Annotated in this window: 30 protein-coding genes; 20 read left to right on the forward strand and 10 right to left on the reverse strand. The window is 70.7% G+C overall.

Features of this window, described 5'->3' with window-relative positions:
* Positions 1 to 217, reverse strand: a 217-nt coding sequence (locus tag E1292_RS52780; RefSeq protein ID WP_220446999.1) for a hypothetical protein, incomplete at its 3' end; no start/stop codon positions are given.
* A gap of 183 nt (positions 218 to 400) precedes the next feature.
* On the opposite strand from E1292_RS52780, the gene E1292_RS51280 reads away from it, so the two are divergent.
* The 9 genes from E1292_RS51280 (at position 401) to E1292_RS22405 (ending at position 6,022) form a co-directional block, all read left to right on the forward strand.
* The gene (locus tag E1292_RS51280) at positions 401 to 622 is read left to right on the forward strand and encodes a hypothetical protein (protein WP_165974675.1); all 222 of its coding nucleotides are present in this window, start codon (positions 401 to 403) and stop codon (positions 620 to 622) included.
* On the forward strand, positions 622 to 1,140 hold the full coding sequence (locus E1292_RS22375; protein ID WP_165974676.1) for a TlpA family protein disulfide reductase: 519 nt from the start codon (positions 622 to 624) through the stop codon (positions 1,138 to 1,140). Before E1292_RS51280 ends, E1292_RS22375 begins: the two co-directional genes overlap by 1 nt.
* A complete protein-coding gene (locus E1292_RS22380) occupies positions 1,137 to 1,568 on the forward strand; it encodes a S26 family signal peptidase (protein WP_132597174.1) in 432 nt (143 codons plus the stop codon). Before E1292_RS22375 ends, E1292_RS22380 begins: the two co-directional genes overlap by 4 nt.
* On the forward strand, positions 1,558 to 3,396 hold the full coding sequence (locus E1292_RS22385; protein ID WP_132597175.1) for an ABC transporter ATP-binding protein: 1,839 nt from the start codon (positions 1,558 to 1,560) through the stop codon (positions 3,394 to 3,396). The genes E1292_RS22380 and E1292_RS22385 overlap by 11 nt, the downstream gene beginning before the upstream one ends.
* Before the next feature lie 30 nt (positions 3,397 to 3,426).
* A complete protein-coding gene (locus E1292_RS51285) occupies positions 3,427 to 3,588 on the forward strand; it encodes a hypothetical protein (protein ID WP_165974677.1) in 162 nt (53 codons plus the stop codon).
* Between the two features lie 24 nt (positions 3,589 to 3,612).
* On the forward strand, positions 3,613 to 3,798 hold the full coding sequence (locus E1292_RS22390) for a hypothetical protein (protein WP_132597176.1): 186 nt from the start codon (positions 3,613 to 3,615) through the stop codon (positions 3,796 to 3,798).
* Between the two features lie 397 nt (positions 3,799 to 4,195).
* Positions 4,196 to 5,032: an FAD-dependent oxidoreductase gene (locus E1292_RS55450; protein WP_342775681.1), complete on the forward strand. Its 837-nt coding sequence runs from the start codon at positions 4,196 to 4,198 to the stop codon at positions 5,030 to 5,032.
* A 58-nt stretch (positions 5,033 to 5,090) separates the two neighbouring features.
* On the forward strand, positions 5,091 to 5,438 hold the full coding sequence (locus tag E1292_RS22400) for a ribosomal maturation YjgA family protein (protein WP_132597178.1): 348 nt from the start codon (positions 5,091 to 5,093) through the stop codon (positions 5,436 to 5,438).
* Complete coding sequence (locus E1292_RS22405; protein ID WP_132597179.1) at positions 5,435 to 6,022, forward strand: Pr6Pr family membrane protein; 588 nt, start codon at positions 5,435 to 5,437, stop codon at positions 6,020 to 6,022. Before E1292_RS22400 ends, E1292_RS22405 begins: the two co-directional genes overlap by 4 nt.
* A 141-nt stretch (positions 6,023 to 6,163) precedes the next feature.
* On the opposite strand, the gene E1292_RS22410 is transcribed toward E1292_RS22405, so the two are convergent.
* The 3 genes from E1292_RS22410 to E1292_RS22420 form a co-directional block, all read right to left on the reverse strand.
* The gene (locus E1292_RS22410; RefSeq protein ID WP_132597180.1) at positions 6,164 to 7,456 is read right to left on the reverse strand and encodes an ArsB/NhaD family transporter; all 1,293 of its coding nucleotides are present in this window, start codon (positions 7,454 to 7,456) and stop codon (positions 6,164 to 6,166) included.
* Positions 7,453 to 7,896: a CBS domain-containing protein gene (locus tag E1292_RS22415; RefSeq protein WP_132597181.1), complete on the reverse strand. Its 444-nt coding sequence runs from the start codon at positions 7,894 to 7,896 to the stop codon at positions 7,453 to 7,455. Before E1292_RS22415 ends, E1292_RS22410 begins: the two co-directional genes overlap by 4 nt.
* Before the next feature lie 166 nt (positions 7,897 to 8,062).
* Positions 8,063 to 8,923: an SDR family NAD(P)-dependent oxidoreductase gene (locus E1292_RS22420; RefSeq protein ID WP_132597182.1), complete on the reverse strand. Its 861-nt coding sequence runs from the start codon at positions 8,921 to 8,923 to the stop codon at positions 8,063 to 8,065.
* Between the two features lie 50 nt (positions 8,924 to 8,973).
* Here E1292_RS22420 and E1292_RS22425 point away from each other — a divergent pair, with 50 nt between their 5' ends.
* The 3 genes from E1292_RS22425 (at position 8,974) to E1292_RS22435 (ending at position 11,349) form a co-directional block, all read left to right on the forward strand.
* Positions 8,974 to 9,423 (forward strand): GbsR/MarR family transcriptional regulator, encoded by a 450-nt coding sequence (locus E1292_RS22425; protein ID WP_165974678.1) that lies wholly within the window; start codon positions 8,974 to 8,976, stop codon positions 9,421 to 9,423.
* A gap of 235 nt (positions 9,424 to 9,658) precedes the next feature.
* Complete coding sequence (locus E1292_RS22430; protein ID WP_132597184.1) at positions 9,659 to 10,162, forward strand: SigE family RNA polymerase sigma factor; 504 nt, start codon at positions 9,659 to 9,661, stop codon at positions 10,160 to 10,162.
* Positions 10,159 to 11,349 (forward strand): TolB-like translocation protein, encoded by a 1,191-nt coding sequence (locus E1292_RS22435; RefSeq protein ID WP_132597185.1) that lies wholly within the window; start codon positions 10,159 to 10,161, stop codon positions 11,347 to 11,349. The genes E1292_RS22430 and E1292_RS22435 overlap by 4 nt, the downstream gene beginning before the upstream one ends.
* A gap of 11 nt (positions 11,350 to 11,360) precedes the next feature.
* Here E1292_RS22435 and E1292_RS22440 read toward each other — a convergent pair whose 3' ends face one another.
* On the reverse strand, positions 11,361 to 12,659 hold the full coding sequence (locus tag E1292_RS22440) for an MFS transporter (RefSeq protein ID WP_132597186.1): 1,299 nt from the start codon (positions 12,657 to 12,659) through the stop codon (positions 11,361 to 11,363).
* 71 nt (positions 12,660 to 12,730) lie between these two features.
* On the opposite strand from E1292_RS22440, the gene E1292_RS22445 reads away from it, so the two are divergent.
* Complete coding sequence (locus E1292_RS22445; RefSeq protein ID WP_132597187.1) at positions 12,731 to 13,573, forward strand: LysR family transcriptional regulator; 843 nt, start codon at positions 12,731 to 12,733, stop codon at positions 13,571 to 13,573.
* Between the two features lie 278 nt (positions 13,574 to 13,851).
* Here the strand turns inward: E1292_RS22445 and E1292_RS22450 are convergent, their stop codons facing one another.
* Entirely contained in the window at positions 13,852 to 14,559 is a 708-nt protein-coding gene (locus E1292_RS22450; RefSeq protein WP_246090270.1) for an IclR family transcriptional regulator, read from the reverse strand.
* Between the two features lie 82 nt (positions 14,560 to 14,641).
* On the opposite strand from E1292_RS22450, the gene E1292_RS22455 reads away from it, so the two are divergent.
* From E1292_RS22455 to E1292_RS22470, 4 genes are read left to right on the forward strand one after another with little or no spacing between them, the layout of a single operon-like run.
* Positions 14,642 to 15,760, forward strand: a complete 1,119-nt coding sequence (locus tag E1292_RS22455; RefSeq protein WP_132597189.1) for a cupin domain-containing protein — start codon at positions 14,642 to 14,644, stop codon at positions 15,758 to 15,760.
* On the forward strand, positions 15,757 to 16,581 hold the full coding sequence (locus E1292_RS22460) for a fumarylacetoacetate hydrolase family protein (RefSeq protein WP_132597190.1): 825 nt from the start codon (positions 15,757 to 15,759) through the stop codon (positions 16,579 to 16,581). Before E1292_RS22455 ends, E1292_RS22460 begins: the two co-directional genes overlap by 4 nt.
* On the forward strand, positions 16,578 to 17,171 hold the full coding sequence (locus E1292_RS22465) for a maleylpyruvate isomerase family mycothiol-dependent enzyme (protein ID WP_220447001.1): 594 nt from the start codon (positions 16,578 to 16,580) through the stop codon (positions 17,169 to 17,171). Before E1292_RS22460 ends, E1292_RS22465 begins: the two co-directional genes overlap by 4 nt.
* A gap of 23 nt (positions 17,172 to 17,194) precedes the next feature.
* Positions 17,195 to 18,370: an FAD-dependent oxidoreductase gene (locus tag E1292_RS22470; protein ID WP_220447002.1), complete on the forward strand. Its 1,176-nt coding sequence runs from the start codon at positions 17,195 to 17,197 to the stop codon at positions 18,368 to 18,370.
* 30 nt (positions 18,371 to 18,400) lie between these two features.
* Here E1292_RS22470 and E1292_RS22475 read toward each other — a convergent pair whose 3' ends face one another.
* From E1292_RS22475 to E1292_RS22490, 4 genes are read right to left on the reverse strand one after another with little or no spacing between them, the layout of a single operon-like run.
* Positions 18,401 to 20,236 (reverse strand): acyl-CoA dehydrogenase, encoded by a 1,836-nt coding sequence (locus E1292_RS22475; protein WP_132597192.1) that lies wholly within the window; start codon positions 20,234 to 20,236, stop codon positions 18,401 to 18,403.
* Between the two features lie 19 nt (positions 20,237 to 20,255).
* Positions 20,256 to 20,708 carry a MaoC family dehydratase gene (locus tag E1292_RS22480; protein ID WP_132597193.1) on the reverse strand — a complete coding sequence of 151 codons (453 nt, stop codon included), beginning with the start codon at positions 20,706 to 20,708 and terminating at the stop codon, positions 20,256 to 20,258.
* A 13-nt stretch (positions 20,709 to 20,721) separates the two neighbouring features.
* On the reverse strand, positions 20,722 to 21,600 hold the full coding sequence (locus tag E1292_RS22485; protein WP_165974679.1) for an amidohydrolase family protein: 879 nt from the start codon (positions 21,598 to 21,600) through the stop codon (positions 20,722 to 20,724).
* Positions 21,597 to 22,493, reverse strand: coding sequence for an SDR family NAD(P)-dependent oxidoreductase (locus E1292_RS22490; RefSeq protein ID WP_281284052.1), 897 nt, complete (start codon positions 22,491 to 22,493; stop codon positions 21,597 to 21,599). The genes E1292_RS22485 and E1292_RS22490 overlap by 4 nt, the downstream gene beginning before the upstream one ends.
* A 140-nt stretch (positions 22,494 to 22,633) precedes the next feature.
* Between E1292_RS22490 and E1292_RS22495 the strand changes: the two genes are divergently transcribed.
* From E1292_RS22495 to E1292_RS22505, 3 genes are all read left to right on the forward strand, one after another.
* Positions 22,634 to 23,107: a MarR family winged helix-turn-helix transcriptional regulator gene (locus tag E1292_RS22495; protein ID WP_246090271.1), complete on the forward strand. Its 474-nt coding sequence runs from the start codon at positions 22,634 to 22,636 to the stop codon at positions 23,105 to 23,107.
* The gene (locus tag E1292_RS22500; RefSeq protein WP_132597195.1) at positions 23,100 to 24,599 is read left to right on the forward strand and encodes an acyl-CoA synthetase; all 1,500 of its coding nucleotides are present in this window, start codon (positions 23,100 to 23,102) and stop codon (positions 24,597 to 24,599) included. Before E1292_RS22495 ends, E1292_RS22500 begins: the two co-directional genes overlap by 8 nt.
* A gap of 90 nt (positions 24,600 to 24,689) precedes the next feature.
* Positions 24,690 to 25,808, forward strand: coding sequence for an NAD(P)/FAD-dependent oxidoreductase (locus tag E1292_RS22505; protein ID WP_220447003.1), 1,119 nt, complete (start codon positions 24,690 to 24,692; stop codon positions 25,806 to 25,808).
* The last annotated feature ends 69 nt before the right edge of the window (positions 25,809 to 25,877 follow it).

Raw genomic sequence — 25,877 nt, forward strand, 5'->3', positions numbered from 1 at the left:
GCGGGAACCCGGGCGGGATGAACACCGGCCCCGGCCCGGGAGGCACCGGCCCCGGCCCGGGAGGCACCGGCCCCGGCGGGTGGAAGCCCTCAGGGGTGGGCTGCGTGTTGCCGACCAGGTTCCGGCCGTAAGAGTCATGCTCGCGGTTCCGGCCGTAAGAGTCATGCTCGCGGTTCCGGCCGGAAGAGTCATGCTCGCGAGGCGGGTTGGTGTCCATGACGTCTCCTCGGGTCAGTCGAGCGAAGGCAGCCAGGCACATTCGCTCAGAGCACGCGTGCGCCGGTCTGGTGAGCTTCATGGAACACCCGCGCGTGTTTCATCCTTGTTAGCTCGGCGCCCTCATGGCCGGGGCTAGTGGCGCGCGAGGGCCGGGCTAGCGGGGTCGTGAAACATCTCGTTCGTGGATCTCCTGCTCGTCGCATGCCGGGTCCTGATCGGGACCGCGTCCGCCGTCACCGAGCCGCGCAGCCGCGGGGGCTCGCGCTCGGTCGCGTCCGCCCTGTGGACGGTGCCGGAACGGCCTCGCCTTCCGGCGGCCGGCGTGCTCGCGAAGAGAGAGGCGGCGACGGCTGCGCTCATGGCGATCCCGGAGTCGTTCACGGACAGGCGGGGGAGGGTGTGATGCAGTACTTGGTCGCCGCGGTCGGGCTGGTCGGGCTGCTGGGCATGGTGAACTTGCTGCTGACCGTCGGAGTGATCCGCCGGCTGCGCAGCCGGAGCAGGAGCGCGCCGCCGTCGATGACGGCGGAAGGCCTCTCGCCCGGTGCGAGGATCCCGCGGTTCGCCGCCACGACCACGAGCGGTGAGCCGGTCTCCGACGAGCTCCTGGGCGCACCCGCGCTGGTCGGCTTCTTCTCCCGCGGTTGCCGGCCCTGCGAGGAACTGCTCCCGCTCTTCGTGGAGCGGGCACGCGGCACGTCGGACGCCGTGCTCGCCGTGGTCGCCGCCGGCGCCGGCGAGGACTCCGCGGCCGAGATCGAACGCCTCGCGGAGGTGGCGCGCGTCGTCAAGGAGGAGCCCCAGGGGCCCCTGCAGGCGGCGTTCAAGGTCAACGCGTACCCCACGGTCATCACGATCGACGCCGGAGGCACGGTCGCCCACAGCGGCCACACCCTGCCCGCCGAGGTCAGGACGCCATGAGGCGGGCATTCCTCGCCGCGGTGTGCGGGGTCGCGGGTCTGGCCCTGCTGGCCGTACGGCTGCGCGCGACGTACATGGTGATCCGTGTCCACGGCAACAGCATGGCCCCGTCGCTGACCGACGGGGACCGGCTCCTGTCCCGGCGCACGCGTCTCGCGGCGCTGCGCAACGGGCAGATCGCCGTGGTCCTGAGCCCTTGCCCGACCGGCAGCAAGTTCCTGATCAAGCGTATCGCCGCCCTGCCCGGCGATCCGGTGCCGGAGCACGTACGGAAGGCCGTCGACGACGACGTCGTCCCGGCCGGCAGGTTCGTCCTGATCGGTGACAACACCGAGGCCAGCTTCGACTCCCGCGAGCACGGCTTCTTCCACGCAGACGATCTCCATGCCGTCACCATCAGGAAGCTGGAGCCGCAGCATGGCCGTTGACGGGGCCCGCCTGACCGCCTCCGCGCGTGAGGCGGCGGCGACCGGCTGGAGCGCCGCCGCCGTTCCCATGATCGGGTACGCGGTCATGCTGCTGGGCACGGCCGCGGCGCCGGTCGCGGCGGCCTGGCTGACCAAGCTGGTCATCGACGGCCTCACCGGGGCGGCCTCCCTGGCCGAGCTGCTGGGCCTCGCCGCGGGGCTGGCCGGCACCGGCGTCGCCGCCGCGGTCCTGCCGCACTGGTCGAGGTATCTCGGCAATCAGGTCGGCCGGGCCATGGTGGCCACCACGACGGACCGGCTCTTCGCGGCCACGGCACGATTCCCGGGGTTGCGGCCTTTCGAGGATCCGCGCTTCCTGGACCGGCTGCGCCTGGCCCAGGAGGGGGCGTCCAGGGCCGACAGCATCGTCACCGAGTCATTCGGCCTGGTCCGCTCCACCGTCACCGTGATCGGCTTCGTCGGAGCGGTGCTGGTGATCAGCCCGGCCATGACGTTGATCGTGCTGTGCGCCGCCGTACCGGCGCTCGTCGCGCAGCTGAAGCTGTCCCGCCAGCGTACGAACATGATGTGGGAGATCGGCCCGGCGGAGCGACGGCAGCTCTTCTACAGCAACCTGCTCAGCACGATCGAGGCCGCCAAGGAGATTCGGCTCTTCAACACGGGCGGATTCCTGCGCGGCCGGCTCATGGCGGAGCTGTCGACGGCTCATGCGGGCAAGCGGCGGATGGACCGCAAGGAGCTGTCGGCGGAGGGGGCGCTCGCCCTGCTGTCCGCCGTGGTGGCCGGGGGCGGACTCGTCTGGGCCATAGCCGCGGCCCGGACCGGCGCGCTCACCGTAGGGGACGTGTCGATGTTCACCGCCGCCGTCGTCGCCGTCCAGGGTGGGCTCAACACTCTGGTCACCGGCATCGCGGTCGCCGATCACAACCTGCGGCTCTTCGGCCACTACGTGGCGGTGGTCAGGGCGGAGCCCGACCTGGTCGTGCCGGTCGACCCCGCGCCGCTGCCGCCGCTGCGGCGCGGGATCGAGCTGCGCGACGTGTGGTTCCGCTACAGCGAGGGCCATCCCTGGATCCTGCGCGGCGTCGACCTGTTCATCCCGTACGGCGCGGCCGTCGCGCTGGTCGGGCTCAACGGCGCCGGCAAGAGCACGCTCGTCAAACTGCTCTGCCGCTTCTACGACCCGAGCCGGGGAACGATCCTCTGGGACGGAGTCGACCTGCGCGACGTGCGGCCGGACGCGCTGCGGGAGCGGATCAGCGGCGTCTTCCAGGACCACATGACCTACGACTTCTCCGCCCGCGACAACATCGGCGTGGGAGACGTCGGTGCCCGTGACGACCTGGACAGGATTCGCGCGGCCGCGCGAAAGGCAGGGGTGGACGAACTGCTCGCAGCCCTTCCCCGCGGCTACGACACGCTGCTCACCCGGATGTTCACCAGCGAGGAGGACCGCGAGGACTCCTCGACCGGCGTCGTGCTCTCGGGCGGCCAGTGGCAGCGAACCGCCCTGGCCAGAGCCTTCCTCCGCGACGGACGGGACCTGATGATCCTCGACGAGCCCAGCTCGGGTCTGGATCCGGAAGCCGAGGCGGACGTGCACGCCCGGATGCGCCGGCACCGCGCGGGCCAGACCAGCCTGCTCATCTCCCACCGGCTGAACACCGTGCGGGACGCCGACCTGATCGTCGTCCTGGAGGACGGGGTCGTCGCAGAGCGGGGAGACCACGACGACCTCATGGCGGTGGACGGCACCTACGCCCGCTTCTTCCGCCTGCAAGCCCGCGGATATCACGAGGTCGCCCTCAGTGAGAACCGCGCCCAGTGAACTCGAGGCAGTGAAGGAGGTGAGAACAGAATGCTGGACAAGCTCATCGACCGGTTGATTCCCACGGTCAAGGCCGACGCGGCGTGCACCCCGAGGTGCGTGCAGGTCAGCTACGACCCGAACACCGGGTGTTACAAGATGAGGTGCTATCAGTCCGACTGCACCTACCGCATGGTCATCATGTGCGAGTAAGTCGCCGGAGAGAAGGTGGGACAGGTGAAACTCTTCACTGAACTGGCGGACCGGATCGTCGCCCTCGTCGTACCGACCGGCGACGCGCAGGCCGCCTGCACCGCGCGTTGCATCCTCGACCACACGACCTGTACGGGCAGCATCTGCTGCTCCGTCTTCAAGTGCTGGAGGACCGACTGCTCGGTCTACATCAGGAAGCAGTGCGCCTAGGCAGGTGACAGGACCCTCTGGCAGGCGCCGGCCAGAGGGGCTGCTGAAAGGCGGGCTGGTCCCCGCTCCGGGGGCCACGTGCGGCTGAAGGGCCCGGGGCAGGGCCCCTTCAGCCGCGCGGGCGTGTCGCCGATCAGCGCCGGTGGCGGCGGCGACGGCGGCGGCTGGAGGAACTGTCGTGGTCGGGGGGCGGCGTCGGCACGCTGAGGCGAGGCAAGGGCAGGATCCTGGCTGCGGTCAGGCGGCTCGGCGTTCTCATGGTGGCTGCTCCTAACGTGGTGGAGCGATCGGTACGGCTGCGGGCGCAGCCTCGACGTGGGGAGCTACCCGGGGCACTGAAGCGACAATCTGCGCAAAACGGACTCCAGGGCCAGGCTTTGACCCCTCAAAACGCTCGGTGCATCGCTTCCCGCCCGGTGCACACCGTGCCGATGCCCGGCATGGCCACCGGTCCCGACGCGGTCGTGCACCGATCACCTGCCTGCCTGCTATCCGCCGTCCGGGGCCCGCATCGTGTTGCCTATCATCGGCGGTCGAGCACCGAGGCAGGCGGCAGGAGGTCGAGGATGGAGCTCACCGGCGCGTTGGCGGAGCCCGACTGGACATCGCATCGGCCGGCGGTCTTCGGGGCGGCCTACCGGATCCTGGGCACCGTGGCCGAGGCGGAGGACGTGACGCAGGAGATCAGGTCGGCGACGGCTACGCCGTCCTTTCCGACGGCACCGAGGTCGAGACGGACGCGGTGGTCTGGTCGGTGGGAATGCGGGCCAGCGAGCTCGCCCGGCAGATCTCCGATGAGCTCGACCACCTTGGCCGGGTGCCGGTGGACCGGCACCTGCGCGCCCTTCCCGAGGTGTTCGCCGCCGGCGACACGGCCGCGGCGGCGTTCGATGCCGAGCACACGGTCATGCAGGCCTGCCAGCACGCCACCCCGCTGGGCAAGGTCGCGGGGTACAACGCGGCCGCCGACCTGCTCGGCTTGCCGCTGCGCGACTTCACCCCCGGGCCGTACGTCACCTGCCTGGACCTGGGCGCCGCCGGCGCCGTCTTCACCAGGGGCTGGGACCGCAGGGTGATGGCCTCGGGCGCCGAAGCCAAGGAGGTCAAGAAACAGATCAACCAGTGGATTCATCCGCCGGTCGACGACGCCTCGCAGATCCTCGCCGCTGCCGACCGTGTCTCCATCGAACTGCCCTTCTTCCCCCGGGACGAGAAGGCGGTCGCCACCGGGTAGCCCCCCACCTCCCGCATGACGTGGCGGCCCGGCGGCGGGCCGCCGCTAAGGTGAGGTGATGTCCCGCCTGCTTGTTCTCAGCGCAGCCGCCCTGACGGTTGCGGCCGGGCTGGGGGTGCGGGCCTGGTTCGACGGCCCCGTGTCGAAGTACGCGGGCGACGCCCTCTACACCGTGCTGCTCTACACGCTCGTGATGCTGATCCTGCCCAGAGCGAGGCCCTGGGTGGCGGCGGGAGCGGCGGCCGGCGCGAGCTGGCTGATCGAGTTCGCCCAGCTCGGGGAGATCCCGGCCGTGCTGCGGCCGGTGCTGGGCAGCACGTTCAACCCGCCCGACCTCTTCTGGTACGCGGTCGGCGCCGCGGCGGCATGGGCCGCGCACACGCTCTGGCTACGGAGGAGCGGATGACGGCGTGGCGGATCCTCCTGGTCACGGCGGCCATCGCGGGCCTGGCGAGCCTGGCGGCGTCGATCGGCCGCCCGTGGGCCTACTTCACGGTGCAGAGCAATGCCATGCTCGCGCTCTACTACGCCTGGCGGCTGGTCAACGACCGCAGGAGACCGGCGTCCGCCGACGTCAAAGGCGCGATGACCCTTTACCTGCTGGTCACGTGCCTGGTCAACTACGTCTCGCGCGACCTGGCGAACCCGCTGGCGCTGCTGGACGGCGGCGTGCGCGGGCTGGGCAACTTCCTGCTGCACTACGTGACGCCCGTCATGGCGCTGGTCGACTGGGTCGCCTTCGACCGGTCGCGCCCGGTGCGGTGGTCGGCGCCGTTCGCGTGGCTGGGCTTCCCGCTCCTGTACGGCGCCTTCGTGCTGCTCACCGCCCCCAACCTCCCCCGCCGCTACGTCTACCCGTTCCTGAACGTGGAGCGGCTGGGGTGGCCGACGGTCGCCTCGGCGGCCCTCGCCGCGCTGGCCGCCTTCGTGGTGCTGGGCTACGTCCTGCTCGGCGTCCGCCGGCCCACGGCCGGGCCGACGGACGATTGAACTCCCGCCGCGTCAAGCATCGGCCGCGGGGCCGGCGAGGTCCACGACGGTGGCGGCGAACGCCAGCGGTCCGGGCAGGGGCCCCGCACCGGCTCGTCGCGAGGGAGTGATCGCCCGAAGGCCACCGCTCCGAGGTGAAGCTCAGATCAGGTAGCGGAACCAGAGGTACGGCACGGTCAGCGTGATGGTCACCACGGTGACGATCAGGCCGTACTTGGTGAACTGCCAGAAGCTGATCGGGGTGCCGTTGCGGGCGGCGATGCCGAGGATGACCACGTTGGCCGCCGCGCCGACGGCGGTGGCGTTGCCGCCCAGGTCGGCGCCGAAAGCCAGCGCCCACCACAACACTTGAGCCTCGCCGTTGCCGCCGCCCGCCTGGACCAGTTCGGCGACGATGGGACTCATGGTGGCCACGTACGGGATGTTGTCGACGATGGCCGACAACCCGGCCGAGGCCCAGAGCAGGCCCATGGTGGTGAGCGCGAGCCGGCCTTCGGTGGCGGCGGTCGCGGCCTGCGAGATCTGGCCGATCACACCGGTCTCCACGAGCGCCCCGACCATGATGAACAGCCCGGCGAAGAACACCAGCGTCGGCCACTCCACCTCGGCGATCGCGTCCTCGGTGGTGACCTTCGTGGCGGCCACCAGGACGCCCGCGCCGAGGACGGCCACCACCGACGGCTCGTAGTGCAGCACGGGATGCAGCACGAACCCGATCATGACCAGGGCCAGCACGGTGAGGCTCTGCCAGAGCAGCCGTGGGTCGGCGATGGCCTCCCGCTCGTTGAGCGCCATGATCTCGGCCGCGCGTTCCGGGTCGTAGCGGAAGGACTTCCTGAAGAGGAACCGGCACAACCCGATGAAGACGATCACCAGCACGATGACGAGGGGCGCCATGTGGATGAGGAAGTCGTTGAAGCTCAGGCCCGCGCGGCTGGCGATGATGATGTTCGGCGGGTCGCCGACCAGGGTGGCGGCGCCGCCGATGTTGGAGGCCATGGCCTCGGCGATCAGGAACGGCGCCGCATGCAGCGCCAGCCGCTCGCACACCAGGAAGGTCACCGGCGCGATCAGCAGCACGGTGGTGACGTTGTCCAGCAGCGCCGAGGCGACGGCGGTGATGACCACCAGCAGCACCATCAGCCGGTACGGGTGACCCTTGGCGCGTTTGGCCGCCCAGATCGCCAGGTATTCGAAGATGCCGGTCTGTTTCAGCACGCCGACGATGATCATCATGCCGAGCAGCAGGAAGATGACGTTCCAGTCGATGCCGGTGTGCTCGTCGAAGAACGCGGCTCCGGCGTCGGTGGCGTGGATCAGCAGCATGAGGCCGGCGCCGCCGAGCGCGGCGGCGACGCGGTGGATCTTCTCGGTGGCGATCAGTGTGTAGGCGCACAGGAAGATCGCCACCGCCAGCCATGCGGTGACGGTCACGCGGCCACCGCCCGGTCCAGCAGCACCTGGAGCGTGACCGCGCCCAGCAGCCGCCCGTCGCTCACCACGGCCACGAGCGGGCTGTGCGTGCGCGCCATCAGCGCGGCCAGTTCCAGGATGGTGGCATCGGGGGCGCTGATCGGCAGTTCGCGCGGCCGTGCCGGTAGCGCGTCACGGACGGTCCGGTCGGCCAGGGCGTGCAGGAACCGGTCCGCGTGCGCCTCGTCGACGACTCGCGCCAGCGCCGGATCGTCGTGGCAGTAGCCGGGCACGGCCAGCCGGAGCACCTGCGTGCCGGGCAGGATGGTGACGGGCAGACCGTGGTCGTCGACCACGATGAGGCCCGGCAGGTCCTGCTCGGCAAGGAGCCGGGCGGCGTCGTACACAGGGGTGTCCACGGTGACGGCGGGAAAATCGCATGCCAGATCGCGTGCGCGCATCCTCATGCCTCTTTCATGATCGACGACGAGAATCGCCGACCAGACTTCCCGGCACACCTGCCATCAACGTATCAACGATCCGCATACGATGGCGACCGGCCCCGTGCTCACGGAGAACGGGCGCGATCGTGTCCCGCCCGTGGGCGTCCGTGGCCCGCCCTCACGCTCACCAGGCCCAGGCGGGGTCGCCGGTGGCGGCCTGGGACACCGACCACAGCCGTTCGCGGGCGGCCTCGTCGTAGGCGAAAGCCGGGCCGCGGACCGGACGGAGGTCTTCGTCGACGTACGGCCCCGGTAGGTTCCCGTCCCAGGTGGCCAGCCGGGCGTAGGTCTCGCCGAGGCGTTCGGCGGGGACGGCCATGCGGTTCTTGGGGGCGTACAAGGTGCGCGCCAACCAGGGCATGGCCGCCACCCGATCGGGGTCGAGACGTACGGCGGGGACGCGCACGCAGGTCGTCTCCAGGTTTCCGCCGGCCTTCTCGGCCAGGGTGAAGGTGGTCATGATCTGGGCGAGCTTGGCGTGGTAGTAGGCGCGGGTCGGGCTGTACCAGCTCGGGTCGTCGAGTTGGCCGAAACGGATCCGGATGCGTGGCATCGAGATCAGGCCTTTGCTGGCGACATTGATCACGCGTGGGTTGTCCGCGGCGGCGAGCAGCCGACTCAGGTGTGCGGTGAGCAGGAAGGGGCCCAGGTGGTTGACGGCCCAGAACAGTTCGTGCCCGTCCGCCGTGAACAGGGGCGTGCGGAGCGTCTGGTCGAAGACGGCGGAGTTGTTGATGAGCACGTCGAGGTGGCCGGTGGTCTCCGCGAGTTGTTCGGCGGCGGCCTTGATGGAGCCGGGTGCCGACAGGTCTGCCTGGATCAGGTCGGCCGGGTGCGCGGCGTGGGCGTTGATGTCGGCCAGGGCGGCGCGGCCACGGTCAGGGTCTCGGCACAGCGCCAGCACGTGGTGGCCTGCGGCGGCGAGGGCGCGGGCGGCGCGCAGGCCGATCCCGGAGTTGGCGCCGGTGATGGCGATGGACAACATGAGCGAATTCTATCCTGTTCGGAACAATCCGAACAGAATAGAATCTGTGTGTGACCGGTGTCGAGGAATTCGTGGAAAGTGCCGGGCTGTACTTCGAACGTTTGGGGCTCAGCCGTACGGCAGGCCGAGTCATCGGCGTACTCCTGGTCGATCCGGACGACTCCGCCGACGCCCCGGGGTTGTGCGAGCAGCTCGGCGTGGCCAAGAGCAGCATGAGCGTCGCCCTGGGCCAGCTCGAACGGGGAGGGCTCGTCGAGCGCTTCCGCCCACCCCGAGGCCGCCGCGATCACTACCGGCTGACCGAGGACGTCTTCGGACGCGCGTTCAGGGCGAAGATGGCGGAGTTCACCGCGTTCGCGCAGCTCGCCGAACAAGGGCTGGCCGCGGTCGGCGACAACCCCAGAAGCCGGGCCAGGCTGGAGCTCATGCGCGACATGTACGGCTTCATGGGCCGCGAGTTCCCCAAACTCCTCGACCGATGGGACCGGGAGCGCCACTGACAGCCGAGCGGCGCTCGACGGCGCCGTCGAGCCACCGTGGCGACGACCTGCGGGATCGACCGCGGCCGCCAGAGCGTCTCTGAAGGTCGCCACTTGCGGCGGTCCAGTCCTTTCCCCGGCGTGCCCATTTCCTTCCTGCCTTGCCCGGATCCGGAGGCCGGATGTGCGCGGCGATTCAACGAATCGCGGGTCGAGGTCGTCTACGTGGTGACGGACCACGGAAAGGCGAAGCCAGGTGGAAGACGACTCGCGTTTTGTGGAGTTCGTCGCTGAGCGAGCCGATGCGCTGCTGCGTTACGGCTACGCGCTGAGCGGCAATGCGCACGACGCGGCGGACCTTACGCAGGAGGCGCTGATCAGGCTGCACCAGGCCTGGTCGCGGGTGCGCAAAAAGGAGGACCCGGAGAGCTACGCCAAGATGATCATGGTTCGGCTGCACATCAGCGTCTGGCGGCGTCGGCGGCGCGAGCAGCTCACGTGCGCTGTTCCGGAGATCGCGTTGGAGGACGTCCTGCCCTCCGATGCCGACCAGGAGCTGTGGCAGGCACTGTGCGTACTGCCGCGAAAGCAGCGCGCCGTGCTCGTCCTGCGCTTCTACGAGCAACTCACCGACGCCGAGATCGCCGCTCTGCTGGGCGTCTCCCGGGGGACTGTGCGCAGCCATGCCTCGCTCGGTCTCAGCAAGCTCCGCTCCGCGATGCCGCACCTCGTACCCGCCAGGAGGAGGACGACCCCATGACCGAACAGCCGGAACGTGATCTTCCCCGGGTCATCGGATGCGCGGTAGAGGGCGCGCCGCGAGCCCCGGGCGACTACGCGGCGCGGATACTGGGCCGCTCCCGGCGTCGCAGGGCCCGGACACAGGCCCTGCTCGCCGCGGCGGCGGTGGTGCTGGTCGTGGGAGGGGGCGCCGTGGCCGTACAAGGGGCGTCGGGCGGCGAGCCGCCGGTGGCGGCCGACATCACGCCCGAGACGACGCCGTCTCCGACGATGACGATGCCCGCCCCCGTTGCCGAGGTGTGGCCGGATGCGGTCCATACGATCCCGACGAAGCTCCCCAACGGCCGCAGAGGCCGCCCGCTGACCCTGATCGACGATCACACGCTCCTGCTGGAGACGTGGCAGAGCTTCGAGAAGGCCGACGCCCTCTACTCCTACGATCTCGCCTCCGGCCAGACCCGGAAGATCACCGATATCCGCACGCCGGAAGGCGCGTTCGCCTCGGGATACGCGGTGGGTGAAGGGCGGATCATCTGGAAGATGATCGATGGCGTACACACGAGCTTCTGGTCGGCGCCGCTCTCGGGCGGGCAGCCCACCGCCGTCGAAACCGACGCGCCGGTCAAAGGGCGTGGGGGCGGGCTCGTCGTAACCGGCGACAAGATCGCGTTCTCCCTCTTGGAAGGCGGCGTCTTCACGCTTCCCCTGAAGGGCGGCGCCGTCACCCCTGTCGAGGGCGCCGAACGCCACCACATCCTGCAGTGGCCCTGGGTGGGGACCCCCGGTGAGTACACGCCGAACAACGAGCCCAGCTTCGAGGAGATCCTCAATGTCGAAACCAGGCAGACCAGCAAGGCCCTCGTCCGGCTCGGGGAGGAGAACGTGCGCTGCGGCGTGACGGCATGCGTCGGCCGGAGGCCCGGCCGTAGCGCCTTCTACCGCCTGCGGGACGGTTCCCGGGAACGGGATCTCCCCGACTCCACGCTGGGGTTGGCCTACGACCGTTTCATGACCGTCAGCGTGGGTCCAACCCGCGCCCAGGTGCTGCTCGACCTGGCCACAGGCCGGTCCGGCGACCTCGGCTTGCGCCCCGACACCAAGGGACGAACAGGCAACATCCAGCCGGGCCTCAACCCCTACGAACGGCTGATCGCGTACGAGCTGAAGGGCCAGTACGTGATCATCGACCTCGCCATGATCCGCTGAGGTAACCCGCGTCATCGTCCGGTACTGGTGGGCTGTGCGGAGAGCGATGACGGCGACCCGGATGACGAGGGCGGCGACGGCGGCGACGGCGACGAGGGCGGCGACGGCGACGAGGGCGACGTGGATGACGAGGGCGGCGGCGACGGCGCGGCTGTGGGTGGCCGGCGCGAGAGCAGGTATCCCGTCAGCGCGGCGAGCAGGCCCGCCAGGCCGGCAGCGGCGAAGCCGCCCGCCGGCACGGACGCGTCGATCGCCACTCCCACGACGGGTGAGCCGAGCGCGAATCCCGCGCTCGCCGCCGAGGAGTGCAGCCCGGTCGCCTCACCTCGCACACTGGCGGGGGCGAGACGGCTCACCGCGTCGGAGACCGTGGAAAGGGTCGGCGCGGTGAGCAGCCCGGCCCCGATGACGGCCACGCACAGCCAGGCCCAGTCATGGGCGAGGCCGGCCGGAATCGTCGCCAGCCCGAGCAGGCCGAGCAGCAGCCAGGTGGGCATCGGCCGGGGCAGCGCTCCGTACACCAGACCGCCCACGACGGACGTCACCCCGAACACGGCGATGACCACGGCCGCCCACGAGACCTGACCGGCTTCTCGGAGGGTGGCGACGATGGCCAGGTCGACGCCGCTGAGCAGCATCGCGACGCCGAACCCCATCGTCAGGACAGCGACCATGCGCGCTCCGAGCCACTCCCGGCGCCGGGGCCGGCCCGCTGCCTCGCCGTCCGCCTCGTCGCCGGCCCGCAGCGGCGGATCGAGCAGGGCGATCCCTGCCCCGCCGGCGACGATCGCGGCGCCCACTCCCCAGGCCACCACGCCGGGGGACACCAGCGCCGCGCACAGGATCACCACCGCCGGCCCCACCATGTACGACAGCTCGCCGACCACGGACTCCAGCGCGAACGCCGCCCGCCGCTGCCCTGCCGTCGTCATCGCGGCGATCGCCTGCCTGGTCACCGATTGGACCGGCACCATCAGCAGGCCGGCGGCGAAGGCTGCGCTCAGCAAGATCACGTACGGCAGCGCGGGCACGGTCAGCCAGAACACGAACTGGGGCACAAGTGTGACCAGCAGCACGGTACGCAGGCCCCGCCGGTCGATCATCCGGCCCAGCAGCGGCCCGCCCAGCGCGACGCCGGCGGTGAGCGCCGCCACCACGGCTCCCGCGGCCGCGTAGCTCATGTCGAGGGCGACGACGACGTACATCGTCAACGCCATCGCGTCCGCCGTGATCGCGGTACGAGCGAGCAGCGAAATGCCCAGCAGGGGCGTCATCCCCGGCACCGCGAGCACCTGTCGAAATCTGGTCACCGGTTGACGCTAGATCCTCCGGAATGCCATAGGAAGTCGTCATTTTGTTGGACCGGGCATAATGCACACTTATGGCACCTGATCTCGAAACCGCACTGCTGCGGTCGTTCGTCACCACCGTGCGAGCGGGCAGCATCAGCCGCGCGGCGGCGGCGCTCGGCCGCACCCAGCCTGGGCTCAGCCAGCAGTTGCGCAAGCTCGAGAGGGCCGTCGGCAGTCCGCTGCTGCACCGGGCGCCGTCCGGCGTCTCGCCGACCCGGGTGGGCGAGGAACTGCTGCCCTACGCCGAGCGCATCCTCGCGCTGTCGGCACAGGCGCTCGCCGAGACAGGACGCGCGCTCACCGGGCATTGCGGGGTGGGACTCCACGAGGATCTCACCGCTTCCCGCCTTCCTCAGGCACTCGCGGACCTCGCGCGACTGCACCCCGACGCCGCACTGGAGGTGCTCAGCCTTTCCAGCGCGGCGATGCGGGAGGCCTACGACACGGGCCGGGTCCAACTCGTGCTCGACGAGGTCCCGAACCTTCCCTGGCCGCCGCGCTGGACGGTGCGTCTGCCACTGGTCTGGGCGGTCGGGCAGGGTGTCGCCGTCGACGCCGATCCGCTGCCTGTGGTGCTGTTCTCGAACACGTGCGCCTGGCGAACGTCGGTGCTGGAAACGATGGAAGCCACGGGGCGCCGCTGGCGGGTGGCGTTCGAGAGCAACAGTCTCGCCGGGGTGCTCGCCGCGCTACGGGCCGGACTCGGCGTCGCGGCGCTCCTGCCCGCCAACCTCGAACCGGCCATGGCCTGCCACGACGCGGCCGCGCTGCCCGCCCTGCCGGACGTCGAACTGGGCCTCACCCGCCATCCCGGCACCGAAGGCGATGCGCTCGTCGACGCGGTGGAGACCGCCCTGCGGCGAATGATCTGACCCGCACACCTGACCCGCCGCGTCCCGGACGGGACCGCCTTCGCCACCGAGCCCGCGCTGGCCACGCGGTAACTGTGCCGGAAATCGGCAACGTTCTTCAGGGGGCTTCGGTGGCCCTGGTGGGCGATATGAGAGGTGGGGCAAGCGCGCACCGTTCGGATACAGGGTGGACGGCGACATCGACTGCCTCGCCCATGCGCCGAATGGCGACGTCCTCGTCATCGGGTCCGTGGAAGGAGTCGACGTCCAGGGCGGTGACTCCCACGGCGCGGGAGCGTTCACCGGGCGGACAGGGCCGCCTCGACCTTGGCCACGGCCGACGACAGCGCGCCGACCCAGCCCGGCAGCCTTTCGCGGTCGAAACGGGCGGTCGGCAGGGCAAGCGACAGCGCGGCCACGGGGGAACCACCCGCGTCCTTGATGGCCATGCCGACGGCCGTCAGACCGGTCTCGGTGAGCTGGTCGTTGATGGCGAAGCCGCGCTCGCGCACCAGCGCCAGCTCGCGGCGCAGGCGGGGAAGGTCAACGCTGTCGTCCTCGCTGTAGAGCGCGTCCAGTTCGGTGGGGGGCAGCGCGGCCAGGATCGTCTTGCCGCCCGACACGCAGTGCGCCGGCAGCGACCGTCCCACCCGGTCGCCCCCCCGCAGGACCTGCGGGGACTCCGCGGTAGCGATGAAGCGCACCTCCGCGCCTGCGGGGACCATGAGGTTGGCCGACTCCTGGGTCCGTTCCATCAGGGTGCGCAGCTCCGGCAGGCAGAGCTCGCGCAGCAGGGCGACGGGCGCGGCGGAGGCGGCGGCCGGGCGCAGCACCTTGCCCGGCCGGTAGCGCCGGTCGGGTCCCTGCTCGGCGAAGTCCCGGTACACCAGCATGGCCAGGAGCCGGTGGGCGGTGGAGACCGCCACGCCGAGCCGTTCCGCGGCGTCGGTCACCCGCATCGGGCCTTCCTGCTGCAACAGCGCGGCGAGGTGGAGCGCGTGGTCCACGGATGAGAGCGCGTATGGCGGCTTATTCCTCATGGCAGAAAGAGTTTATCTGCAGAATGGAAAATAGTGCAGGGTGGGGTGCATGACCCTTATTGATCCGCCGCCGGTGCCCATCGTGGCAACCGACGCAGAGGACCAGCCCGAGCGCACGCCGGCGTTGGAGGCTTTGTACCGCGGGTTCGAGTCGGAGCTGCTGATCCCGCTGTGGACGCAAATCGGTGACCTGATGCCGCTTTCGCCCCGGTCGAGGGCCGTGCCGCATCTGTGGCGATGGAACCGGCTGTTGCCGCTGGCCGAGCAGGCGGGTGAGCTGGTGCCGGTGGGCCGCGGCGGCGAGCGCCGGGCCATCGCGCTGGCCAACCCGGGGCTCGGCGGCCGGCCGTTCGCCACCCCGACGCTGTGGGCGGCGATCCAGTACCTCAACCCGGGTGAGGACGCCCCGGTGCACCGTCACACCCAGAACGCCTTCCGCTTCGTCGTGGAGGGTGAGGGCGTCTGGACGGTGGTGGACGGCGACCCGGTCGCGATGCGCCGCGGAGACTTCCTGCCCCAGGCCGGCTGGCACTGGCACGGCCACCACAACGTCACCGATCGGCCGATGGCCTGGATCGACGGCCTGGACATCCCGTTCCAGTATTTCGCGGACTCGACGTTCTTCGAGTACGGCCCTGACCAGGTGGAGACCCGCGAGGCCCCCGACCGCTCCCGCTCCGAGCGCCTGTGGGGACATCCGGGGCTGCGGCCCCTCACCCACCTCCAGCCGACCCCCGCCACCCCGCTTCTGGCCTACCGCTGGGAGCACACCGACCGCGCGCTGAGCGAGCAGCTCGCCCTGGAGGCCGAGGGCTACCGCGCCACGGTCGAGCCCGGCCACGCCGCCGTCCGCTACGTCAACCCGACCACGGGCGGCGACGTCATGCCGACCCTGCGCACCGACTTCCACCGGCTCGCGCCCGGCACGGCCACCGCCGCCACGCGAGAGGTCGGGTCGTCGGTCTACCAGGTGTTCGAGGGCACGGGCGAGATCACCGTGGCCGAGCACACCTGGCGCGTCGAGCGCGGCGATCTGTTCGTGGTGCCGTCGTGGCAGCCGCTGACGCTGGCCACCGAGGACGGCCTGGACCTGTTCAGGTTCAGCGACACACCGATCTTCGAGCGCCTGCACCAGCACCGCGTCCAGACCGAGGGGGAGCGACCATGAGACTGGCCACCGTCCGCACCGCCGGGGGCACCCGCGCGGCCAAGGTCACCGGCGGCGGGTACGTGGACCTCGGGCTGCCCGACGTGGGGGCCCTGCTGGCCCACGAGGACTGGCCCGAGCTGGCCGCCCGCGCCGACGGGCCGGCCCTGCAGGCCGGCGACCTGGCGCCCGTCGTACCGCGGCCGGGCAAGATCCTGTGCGTCGGGCTCAACTACCGCACGCACATCCTGGAGATGGGCCGGGAGCTGCCGGACCATCCCACGTTGTTCGCCAAGTTCGCCGAGGCCCTGATCGGCCCGCGCGACGACGTCCAGCTCGCGCCCGAGTCCTCGGCCGTGGACTGGGAGGCCGAGCTGGCCCTGGTGATCGGCGCCACGGTGCGCCGGGCCTCACCGGAGGAGGCGGCGGCCGCCATCGCCGGGTTCACCGTCATGAACGACGTCACCATGCGCGACTGGCAGTTCCGCACCAAGGAGTGGCTGCAGGGCAAGACTTTCGAGGGCACCACGCCGCTCGGCCCCGTGCTGGTCACACCCGACGAGCTGCCCGGCGGCGTACGCCCGGCGCTGCCGATCCGCTGCCTCGTGGACGGCGAGCAGACGCAGCTGGCCGACACCGCTGACCTGGTCTTCGATCCCGTGGACCTGGTCAGGTACGCGTCCACGATCATGACTCTGCGCCCTGGCGACGTCATCGCCACGGGCACCCCCGGCGGCGTCGGCCACGCCCGCACGCCTCCGCGCTATCTGACCGACGGCGTCACCTTGGTGACGGAGGTCGAGGGCGTCGGCCGCCTGGAGAACACCGCGAGGACGGCATGAGCACGCGCGCATGGATGGATCTGGGCACCGAGTTGTTCCTGCGCACCGTGGACAGCCTGGACGACGCCCAGCTCTCCGAGCCGTCGGCACTGCCCGGCTGGAACCGGCGGCACGTCGTCGCTCACGTCCACGGCAACGCCGAGGCGCTGCGCCGGTTGGTCAGCTGGGCCGCCACCGGGGTGGAACGGCGCATGTACGCCGGCGCGCGCCAGCGGGCCGAGGAGATCGAATCCATCTCGGCGTTGCCCGCCGGCACCCTGCGAGATCTGGTCGGGCAGTCGGCGCGGGACCTGGCGGCCGACATGGACCGGCTGCCTGAGCAGGCGTGGAACACCCTCGTGGTGACGGCCCGGGGCCGTACGATCCCGGCGGCCGAGATCGTCTGGATGCGCACCCGCGAGGTCACCGTGCATGCCGTGGACCTGGCCCACGGCGTCGGCTTCGCCGACCTGCCCGAGGAGATCAACGTCGCACTGATCGCGGACGCCCTGGACACGCACGCTCGCAGGAGCGGCGATGCCGCCGCCGGCCTGGCGGCATGGCTGACCGGCCGGAACGCGGAGCCGCCCGCGCTGGGGCCTTGGCTGTAGACGAACGATTGGGGATGGTAACGATGAACGCTCCCACGGACGTCGTGGTGGCCGGAGGCGGCATCGGCGGGCTCGCCAACGCCTTCGCCCTGGCGTCGGCCGGGTTCACGGTTCAGGTCCTGGAACGGGCGCCCGAGTTCGCCGAGGTCGGGGCTGGCCTGCAGATGGCGCCCAACGCCACCCGCGTCCTCGCCGAGTGGGGCCTCCTGGACGAGGTGCTGGCGGCCGGGGTGAGGCCCCGGCGGCTGCTGTTCAAGGATGCCCTCGACGGCTCCGAGCTGACCCACCTCGCTCTGGACGAGGACTTCACCGGCCGCTACCACGCGCCGTACGTGGTCATTCATCGCAGCGACCTGCTCGAAATCCTGGCCCGCGCCTGCGAGCGCGCCGGGGTCGAGATGGTGCCGGGCTGCGAGGTCCACGACGTCGTGGACGGGCCGGACGCGGCCGTGGTCCGCAGCTCGCTCGGCCGGCACCGGGCGCGCCTGGTGCTCGTGGCCGACGGGCTGCACTCGCGGCTGCGGGCGCGCTTCAGCGACGACGAGCCGGTCTGCTCGGGTTACGTCGCCTACCGCGGCGCCGTCCCCGTCGAACGGCTCGGCCGCGCGCTGGATCCCGAGACGTCCTCCGACGTGGTCGTGCACGTCGGACCCGGCTGCCATCTCGTCCAGTACCCGCTGCGCCGGGGCGAGATCTACAACACCGTGGCCGTCTTCCGCTCCCCCGCCCACGAGCGGGGGGAAGAGGACTGGGGCGGGCCCGAGGAGCTGGACGCGGCCTTCGCGTGGTGCTCTCCAGACGTTCGCGAGGGTCTGACGTCGTTGTGGCGCGACCGGCGCTGGCCGATGTACGACCGGCTGCCGATCGACAACTGGACGGACGGCCGGGTCGTGCTGACCGGCGACGCGGCCCATCCCATGCTGCAGTACCTGGCTCAGGGGGCCTGCCAGGCGATCGAGGACGCGTACCACCTGACCGCCGAGCTCACCGCGGCCGGATGGTCCCGCTGGGCGGAGGCGCTCAAACGGTACGAGGCGGAGCGGACCGCGCGCACCGCCTGGATCCAGGAGACGGCCCGGACATGGGGTGACATCTGGCACGTGGACGGCGTCGGCAGGCTGCTGCGCAACGAGCTGTTCCGCCGCCGTGACCCCCGCGACTACACCTACATCGACGAGTTCTACGCCGTGCGGTCGTAGGGCGCGGGGGCGAGGCCCGCCAGTCCCGGGTCAGAACGCCTCTTTGGGGACGTCCATCAGGCGGTTGTCCGTGGTCTCGACGATGCTGCGGTGGGCGTCCAGCAGCGGGAGCACGGTGACCGCGAAGAACCGTGCGACCGCTGTCTTTCCCCGGTAGAAGTCGCGGTCGGCGGGGGAGAGATGCCCCTGGTCCAGCCGGCGGTGGGCCGTGGCAGCCTGCCGCAGGAGCAGGTAGCCGACCATGAGGTCACCCGCGCACATGAGCAGACGGGTGGTGTTCTGGCCGACCTTGTAGAGTTCGCGCGGGTCCTGCGTGCGGCGCCGGGCATGGGTGAGCATCGCGTCGGCCATGCCCGTGAAGGCGTCCCGGGCCCTCGATACGGCCTCCCGCTCGAGCCGCAGACGGTCGTCCCCGGCCAGGGTCTGCAGGAAGTCGCCGATCTCGGCCAGGACGACGTCGAGCGCCCGCCGGCCGTCTTTCGCGATCTTGCGGAAGAACAGGTCCTGGCCCTGGATCGCGGTGGTGCCCTCGTACAGGGTGTCGACCTTCGTGTCGCGCACATACTGCTCGAGGGGGTAGTCCTGGAGGTAGCCGGAGCCGCCGAGGGTCTGCAGGGCGTGGGCGAGTTGCTCGTAGGAGCGCTCCGAGCCGACGCCTTTGACGATCGGCAGCAGGAGCGCGTTGACGGCCCTGGCCGTGGTGACGTCGGAGCCCGCGTGCTCGCCGGCCGCCACCTCGTCCTGCCAGCCGGCGGTGTAGAGGACCAGCGCCCGCAGCCCTTCGGCGTAGGCCTTGTTCAGCATGAGGCTGCGCCGGACGTCGGGATGGCTGATGATGGCCACCTGAGGGGCGGACCTGTCGCCCAGCCGGGTGAGGTCCGCCGACTGGATCCGGGTTCGGGCGTGGTCCAGTGCGTGCAGATAGCCCGTCGACAGGGCCGCGACGGCCTTCACGCCGACGAGCATTCGGGTGTGCTCGATCACGTGGAACATCTGCGCGATGCCGTTGTGCGCGTCGCCGAGCAGGTATCCGACGGCGGGCTCCCGCTCGCCGAACCGGAGCTCACAGGTGGTGGAGGCCTTGATCCCCATCTTGCGTTCGAGGTTGGTCACCTGCACGCCGTTGCGGCCGAGCGGCTCGCCGGTCCGGAGGTCGAACAGGAGCTTCGGCACGATGAAGAGCGACAGTCCCTTCGTGCCGGCCGCGCTGGCCCCTTCGGGGCGGGCCAGCACGAGGTGCACGATGTTCTCGGTGAGGTCGTGGTCGCCGGAGGTGATGAAGCGTTTGACCCCTTCGATGTGCCAGGTGCCGTCGTCCTGCCGCACGGCTTTCGTACGGCCGGCGCCGACGTCCGACCCGGCGTCCGCTTCGGTGAGCGCCATGGTGGAGCCCCAGCCCCGCTCGATCATGTGCGCGGCGATCCTGCGCTGTTCCGGAGTGCCCTCGCGGTGGACGACGCCGGCGAAGGGCACACCGGTGCCGTACAGGTGGGCCGCGGGGTTGGACCCGAGAAGCAGCTCGGCCACCGCCCAGACCAGCGTGCGGGGGGCGGCCACGCCGCCCAGCTCCGGCGGAGCCTCCAGCCGCCACCACTCCGCGGCGCGCAGGGCCGCGTAGGCCTTCTTCAGCGAGCCGGGCACCGTGACGCCGCCGGATTCGGGGGAGAAGACGGGAGGGTTGCGGTCGGCGTCCGAGAACGAGTCGGCCAGCGGCCCTTCGGCCAGCCGCGCCACTTCCGCGAGGACGTGCCGGCAGGCCTCGTGATCCAGATCGGGGGAGAGGGCGGAGCCGAGGAATCGGTCGATGCCCAGGATCTCGAACAGGTTGAACTCGATGTCGCGGACATTGCTTCGGTAGTGGCTCATCAGCTCGCCCTTCCGACGGTCAGTGGTAGTAGCGGAAGACTGGTTGGGCCACGCAGACGGGTTTGTCGACCCCGTCGGCGTGGATGGTCACGTTCAGCACGAGTTGCACGCCGCCGGCGATCTCCGTGACCTCGGCGATCCGCGCGTGCAACCGGATCTCGGCGTCGACGGGTACGGGCGCGGGGAAGCGGACCTTGTCGAGCCCGTAGTTCACCTTGGTGGTGGCGTCCTGGACGTCGAGCAGATCGCCCCACAGCGGGATGACCAGGGACAGGGTCAGGTAGCCGTGGGCGATGGTGGTGCCGAAGGGGCCGGCGGCGGCCGCGACGGGATCCACGTGGATCCACTGGCGGTCGCCTGTCGCTTCGGCGAAGAGGTCGATGCGTTTCTGATCGACGGTGAGAGACGTGCTGTATCCGAGATCCTGGCCGACCAGGCCGGGGAGTTCGGAAACGGTGACGGTTCTGGTCATGGAGGATCTCCGATCACTGCGGCAGGCCGAGCAGACGGCCCGCGTTCTCCTTGAGGATCTTGGGGCGGACCTCGGGCTTGATGTCGAGCCGGTCGAAATCGGCGATCCACCGATCCGGTGTGATGAGGGGGAAATCCGACCCGAAGAGCACCTTGTCCTTCAGCAGCGTGTTCGCGTAGCGGACGAGGTTGGGCGGGAAATACTTGGGCGACCAGCCTGAGAGGTCGATCCACACGTTGGACTTGTGGGTGGCGACCGCCAAGGCCTCGTCCTGCCAGGGGAACGACGGGTGCGCCAGCACGATCTGCAGATCGGGGAAGGCGGCGGCGACCTCGTCGAGGAGCATCGGGTTGGACAGGCCGAGCCGAATGCCGCCGCCTCCGGGGAGCCCGGCTCCGATCCCGGTCTGACCGGTGTGGAAGACGGCCGGGACACCGAGTGCGGCGATGGCCTCGTACAGAGGGAAGACCGCGTGGTCGGTCGGGTCGAAGCCCTGCAGGCTGGGGTGGAACTTGAAGCCGCGTACGCCGTGCTCGCCGACCAGCCGGGCGGCGGCGGCGACGCCCGCCCTGCCGCGGGAGGGGTCGATGCTGGCGAAGGGGATGAGCACGTCGGGGTGCCGCGCCGCCGCCTGGGCCACGTATTCGTTGCTGATGGGAGGGTGGCCGGTGGCCCCTTGGTGATCGACGGTGAAGACGACCGCGGCCATGTTGCGGTCGCGGTAGGTCTGGGCGATCTCGTCCACCGTCGGCGTGCGATGGTCCGACCTGAAGTAGGCGGCGGAGGCCTCCATCAGCTCGCCGCCGAGGGAGGGATGACCTTCGTCGTCCACCTCCACGTGCACGTGCACGTCTATGGCGGTGAGCGAGGCGAGGCTGATCGGCTGTGTCATGCGCGCTTCCCCTCGGGCTGGGGGATCGGCTCCCCTACGGACTGGACATGAGGGCCGAACGCCGTCGGCCAGGTCTCGGCCAGCGCGTCGGCGCTCCAGCCGTCGTCGGCGAATGCGCTGACGATCTGCTGCGGATGGGACCAGAGGCTGACCCGGTCGCCGCCGACGCCGATGGCCTGCCCGGTGATGTCGGCCGCGGCGTCCGAGGCGAGGAACGTCACCACGCCGGCGGCGTCCGAGGGCGTTCCGAGGGCGAGGGCTCTGCGCGCGAAGGGCGTCAGCTTCTCGCCCCGGTCCAGCGCCTCGATGTGCGTGCGCAGGAAGGGCACCGTCCTGGTCATCTCGGTGGCGGCCACCGGGATGACCGCGTTGACGGTGATGCCGGCCCGGGCGAGTTCCATGGCCCACGTGCGGACCATGCCGACGATGCCGGCCTTGGCCGCGGCGTAGTTGGTCTGGCCGAAGGTGCCGCGCTGGCCGGTCGGCGAGCCGACACAGATGATGCGCCCTCCGTCGCCTTGCTCGCGCATGCGTACGGCCGCCGCGCGGGCGCAGGTGAAGGTGCCGCGAAGGTGGACGTGGACGACGGTGTCGAAGTCCTCGTCGCTCATCTTCCACAACACCGTGTCACGCAGGACTCCGGCGTTGGCGACCATGATGTCGAGGCGCCCGAAGGCGGAGACCGCGCGGTCGACGAGCGCTTGGGCGGCTTCGCCGGTGCCGACCGCGGCGGCCTGGGCGACGGCGGTGCCACCGGCCTGGCCGATCGCCTCGGCCACGGCCACGGCCGCCGCCTCGTCGATGTCGTTGACCACCACGTGCGCCCCTGCGGCGGCCAGGTCCTTGGCGTAGGCCAGTCCCAGCCCGCGCCCGGCGCCGGTGACCACAGCCACTTTTCCTCTCAGATCGGCCATTGGCTCGCTTTCGTTGTCGCTGGTGTCGTTGAGTCTGGGCTGGACCGTACGCGGAAATAGATGATAATGTCAATGATTGAATAGTTCGATCATTGAATACCTCCGACGAGAGGGTCGCCGTGAGTGGACAAGACGACGGGCTGCTTGATGACACCGGGTTTCTGCTGGCACACGCCAGCGGGGTGATCGTGCGCATGACCAACGCCAGGCTCGCCCCCCTCGACCTGCGGGTCCGTCACTACTCCGTCCTGGCGCTGGTGTGCGACCGCGACGGACTGTCCCAACGCGACATCGCCGAGTTCCTCGGCATGGATCCCAGTCCGGTGGTGTCGCTCGTCGACGCGCTGGAGACCAGGGGCCTGGTCGTGCGGCTTCCCCACCCGGCGGACCGCCGGGCACGTGAGGTGACGGCCACCTCCGAGGGGCGCGCCATGCGGGACCGCGCGCGGGCCGAGGTCGCCGCGGCACGCCAGGAGTTCCTGGCGCGGCTGACGCCCGGCGAGCAGGCCCACCTGCTCGCCATCCTCAGAAACCTGACCCTCGACGGCTCTGACCAGGGCCGCCCGGACACGGTGGCGACCTCGGATGCTTAACCAGGGTCTGGGCTCATGGCCCCTCAGGCGTGCTCGCTCCTCGCCGCACCAGCGTGCTCTCGTGGTGGGCGCCGATGAACAGACCTACGCCGGCCTGGTCGAACGGACCACTCGGTTCGCGCATGCGCTGCGCTCGATGGGCGTGGCGCATGGCGACCGTGTCGCCTACCTCGGGGCGAACGCGGCATCGCTCGTGGAGACCATGTTCGCCGCTCATCTGCTGGGGGCGGTGTTCGTACCGCTCAACACCCGGCTCACCGCGGCGGAGCTGAGTTTCCAGCTGGACGACTGCGGCGCGTCCGTGCTGGTGTACGCCACCGGTCACGCCGGGGTGGTGGAGCAGTTGCAGGTGGCCGCTCCCCCCGTGCTCGTCGCCGTCGGCGGCGGCAGCGCGGCCGCCCTCGACTTCGAGGAACGCCTGCAGGCCTCGCCCGCCGACCTCATCGACGAACCGGTCGGGTACGACGATCCCGCGATGATCCTCTACACCTCGGGCACCACGGGACGCCCGAAGGGGGCGGTCCTCACGCACGGCAACGTCATCTGGAACTGCATGAACGTGCTCGTCGAGCTCGACATCGCCGGCGACGAGGTCACCCTGATCAGTGCGCCGTTGTTCCACGTCGCCGCGCTGAACATGACACTCCTGCCGACCTTGCTCAAGGGCGGCTGCGCGGTGCTCATGACCGGCTGGAACGTCGACGACTGCTTCGACCTGGTCGAGCGGCACGGGGTCACCTGGATGTTCGGCGTCCCGACCATGTTCGCGGACCTCACGCGCTCACCCCGCTGGGCGTCGGCCGATCTGTCCTCGATCCGCTCCCTGCTCGCCGGTGGAGCGCCCGTGCCGACCTCGCTGATCGCCGCCTACCAGCAGCGCGGGCTGCGATTCCTGCAAGGGTACGGGCTCACCGAGGCGGCTCCCGGAGCGCTCATCGTCAGGGCGGAGATGAGTACGGTGAAAGTCGGCTCGGCGGGCGTTCCGCACTTCTTCTCCGACGTCCGCTTGGCACGTTCCGACGTGGCCGGATCCGGCGCCACGGAAGGCGAGCTCCTCATCCAGGGCCCGACCGTCATGGCGGGCTACTGGGGCCGGCCCGACGCCACCGCGGCGGCCATCACGGAGAACGGCTGGATCCGGACCGGCGACGTGGGCCGGGTCGACGAGGACGGCTACTACTTCGTCGTCGGCCGCCTCAAGGAGATGTACATCTCCGGTGGGGAGAACGTCTATCCCGCCGAAGTCGAATCGGCTCTGCTGCGCCATCCCGCGGTGGAGGAGTGCGCGGTGATCGGGGTGCCCGACGACCGGTGGGGCGAGGTGGGGCAGGCCTTCGTCCGCGTACGTTCCGGCCACCGGATCACCGAACAGGACCTGCTGGCCTTCCTCGACGGCAGGCTGGCCAGGTACAAGATCCCCAAGACGGTGCGGTTCATGGACGAACTGCCCCGGACCGGGTCCGGAAAGATCCACCGCGACAAGTTGCGATAACGGGCCATCGCCGCGAAAACGACGTCCAGCGGCTCCGCCGGCCTCACGAACACCCGGGCACGCACCGAGCCCGGCCATGATGAAGGGAACATGATGTCGGAAGTTCTGATCGTCGGCGGCGGCTTCGCCGGAGTGTGGAGCGCCGCCGCCGCTGCCCGCGTGCGAGGTGACAGTGATCTGCGCATCACGCTCGTCGCGCCCAACGAGGACATGGTCCTGCGGCCACGCCTGCACAAGCTCGATCCCGAGTGGTCGCGGGTCGCGCTCAAGCGGGTCCTGGAGCCGATCGGCGTGACGCACCTGAGAGCGGAGGTCACGGGCATCGACGTGGCCGGCTCGACGGTCACCGCCGGAGACCGCTCGATCGGCTATGACAGGCTGGTGCTGGCGGCCGGCAGCCGGCTTGTCCGGGCCACGCTGCCGGGCGCGGAACACCTCTTCGACATCGACACCGCCGACGGCGTGGCCAGGCTCAACGCCCACCTCGGCAACCGCGTGGGCTTCACCGCCGTGGTCATCGGGTCCGGCTTCACGGGGCTGGAGATCGCCACCGAGCTGGCCGCCCGCGGGCGAGTGATCCTGCTTGAGCGCGCCGACGTCGTCGCCCCCGAACTGGGCCCAGGCCCCCGTCCCGTGATCACGGCGGCGCTGGCCGAGTTGGGCGTCGAAGTACGCCTCGAAGCGAGCGCGGCGTCGGTCACCGGCCGGGGCGTCGTCCTGACGGATGGCAGCGAGGTCCAGGCCGACGCCGTCATCTGGACGGCGGGGATGCGGGCCCACCCCATGACCGAGCAGATCCCCGCGGAGCGCGACCGGCTCGGCCGGCTGGAGGTCGACCGTCACCTGCGGGTCGCCGGCGACGTGTTCGCCGCCGGCGACGTCGCCGCCGCCCTGGTCGACGCCGATCACCACGGGGTGCAGAGCTGCCAGTTCGCCACCCCCATGGGGAAGGTGGCAGGTCACAACGCCGCCGCCGACCTGCTCGGCCTGCCGCTGGTCGAGTTCGCCCCCGACCCGTACGTCACGTGCCTCGACCTAGGCGCCGCCGGCGCCGTGTTCACGACCGGATGGGACCGCGCGGTGGCGCTGACCGGACAGCAGGCCAAGGAGCTGAAGGGGACGATCCTGGAGGTGATCCACCCTCCGCTCGACGATGCCGACGAGATCCTCGCCCAGGCCGGCCGGCAGAGCAACGAGGTGGCCGGCTGAAACAAGCAACGGTGCGGGCCGATGGGAAGGTTTATCGGCCCGCACCGTCGTTCTGTGCCGCGCCGGCTC

The sequence above is a fragment of the Nonomuraea deserti genome (assembly GCF_004348685.1).
GTDB classification, from domain to species: domain Bacteria; phylum Actinomycetota; class Actinomycetes; order Streptosporangiales; family Streptosporangiaceae; genus Nonomuraea; species Nonomuraea deserti.

Excerpts from the sequence above, each read along its gene's own strand:
- E1292_RS22375 (WP_165974676.1), top strand. The coding sequence starts at position 622 with ATGCAGTACTTGGTCGCCGCGGTCGGGCTGGTCGGGCTGCTGGGCATG.
- E1292_RS22380 (WP_132597174.1), top strand. The coding sequence starts at position 1,137 with ATGAGGCGGGCATTCCTCGCCGCGGTGTGCGGGGTCGCGGGTCTGGCC.
- E1292_RS22385 (WP_132597175.1), top strand. The coding sequence starts at position 1,558 with ATGGCCGTTGACGGGGCCCGCCTGACCGCCTCCGCGCGTGAGGCGGCG.
- E1292_RS51285 (WP_165974677.1), top strand. The coding sequence starts at position 3,427 with ATGCTGGACAAGCTCATCGACCGGTTGATTCCCACGGTCAAGGCCGAC.
- E1292_RS22400 (WP_132597178.1), top strand. The coding sequence starts at position 5,091 with ATGTCCCGCCTGCTTGTTCTCAGCGCAGCCGCCCTGACGGTTGCGGCC.
- E1292_RS22405 (WP_132597179.1), top strand. The coding sequence starts at position 5,435 with ATGACGGCGTGGCGGATCCTCCTGGTCACGGCGGCCATCGCGGGCCTG.
- E1292_RS22415 (WP_132597181.1), bottom strand. The coding sequence starts at position 7,896 with ATGCGCGCACGCGATCTGGCATGCGATTTTCCCGCCGTCACCGTGGAC.
- E1292_RS22420 (WP_132597182.1), bottom strand. The coding sequence starts at position 8,923 with ATGTTGTCCATCGCCATCACCGGCGCCAACTCCGGGATCGGCCTGCGC.
- E1292_RS22435 (WP_132597185.1), top strand. The coding sequence starts at position 10,159 with ATGACCGAACAGCCGGAACGTGATCTTCCCCGGGTCATCGGATGCGCG.
- E1292_RS22445 (WP_132597187.1), top strand. The coding sequence starts at position 12,731 with ATGGCACCTGATCTCGAAACCGCACTGCTGCGGTCGTTCGTCACCACC.
- E1292_RS22455 (WP_132597189.1), top strand. The coding sequence starts at position 14,642 with ATGACCCTTATTGATCCGCCGCCGGTGCCCATCGTGGCAACCGACGCA.
- E1292_RS22460 (WP_132597190.1), top strand. The coding sequence starts at position 15,757 with ATGAGACTGGCCACCGTCCGCACCGCCGGGGGCACCCGCGCGGCCAAG.
- E1292_RS22465 (WP_220447001.1), top strand. The coding sequence starts at position 16,578 with ATGAGCACGCGCGCATGGATGGATCTGGGCACCGAGTTGTTCCTGCGC.
- E1292_RS22470 (WP_220447002.1), top strand. The coding sequence starts at position 17,195 with ATGAACGCTCCCACGGACGTCGTGGTGGCCGGAGGCGGCATCGGCGGG.
- E1292_RS22475 (WP_132597192.1), bottom strand. The coding sequence starts at position 20,236 with ATGAGCCACTACCGAAGCAATGTCCGCGACATCGAGTTCAACCTGTTC.
- E1292_RS22480 (WP_132597193.1), bottom strand. The coding sequence starts at position 20,708 with ATGACCAGAACCGTCACCGTTTCCGAACTCCCCGGCCTGGTCGGCCAG.
- E1292_RS22485 (WP_165974679.1), bottom strand. The coding sequence starts at position 21,600 with ATGACACAGCCGATCAGCCTCGCCTCGCTCACCGCCATAGACGTGCAC.
- E1292_RS22500 (WP_132597195.1), top strand. The coding sequence starts at position 23,100 with ATGCTTAACCAGGGTCTGGGCTCATGGCCCCTCAGGCGTGCTCGCTCC.
- E1292_RS22505 (WP_220447003.1), top strand. The coding sequence starts at position 24,690 with ATGATGTCGGAAGTTCTGATCGTCGGCGGCGGCTTCGCCGGAGTGTGG.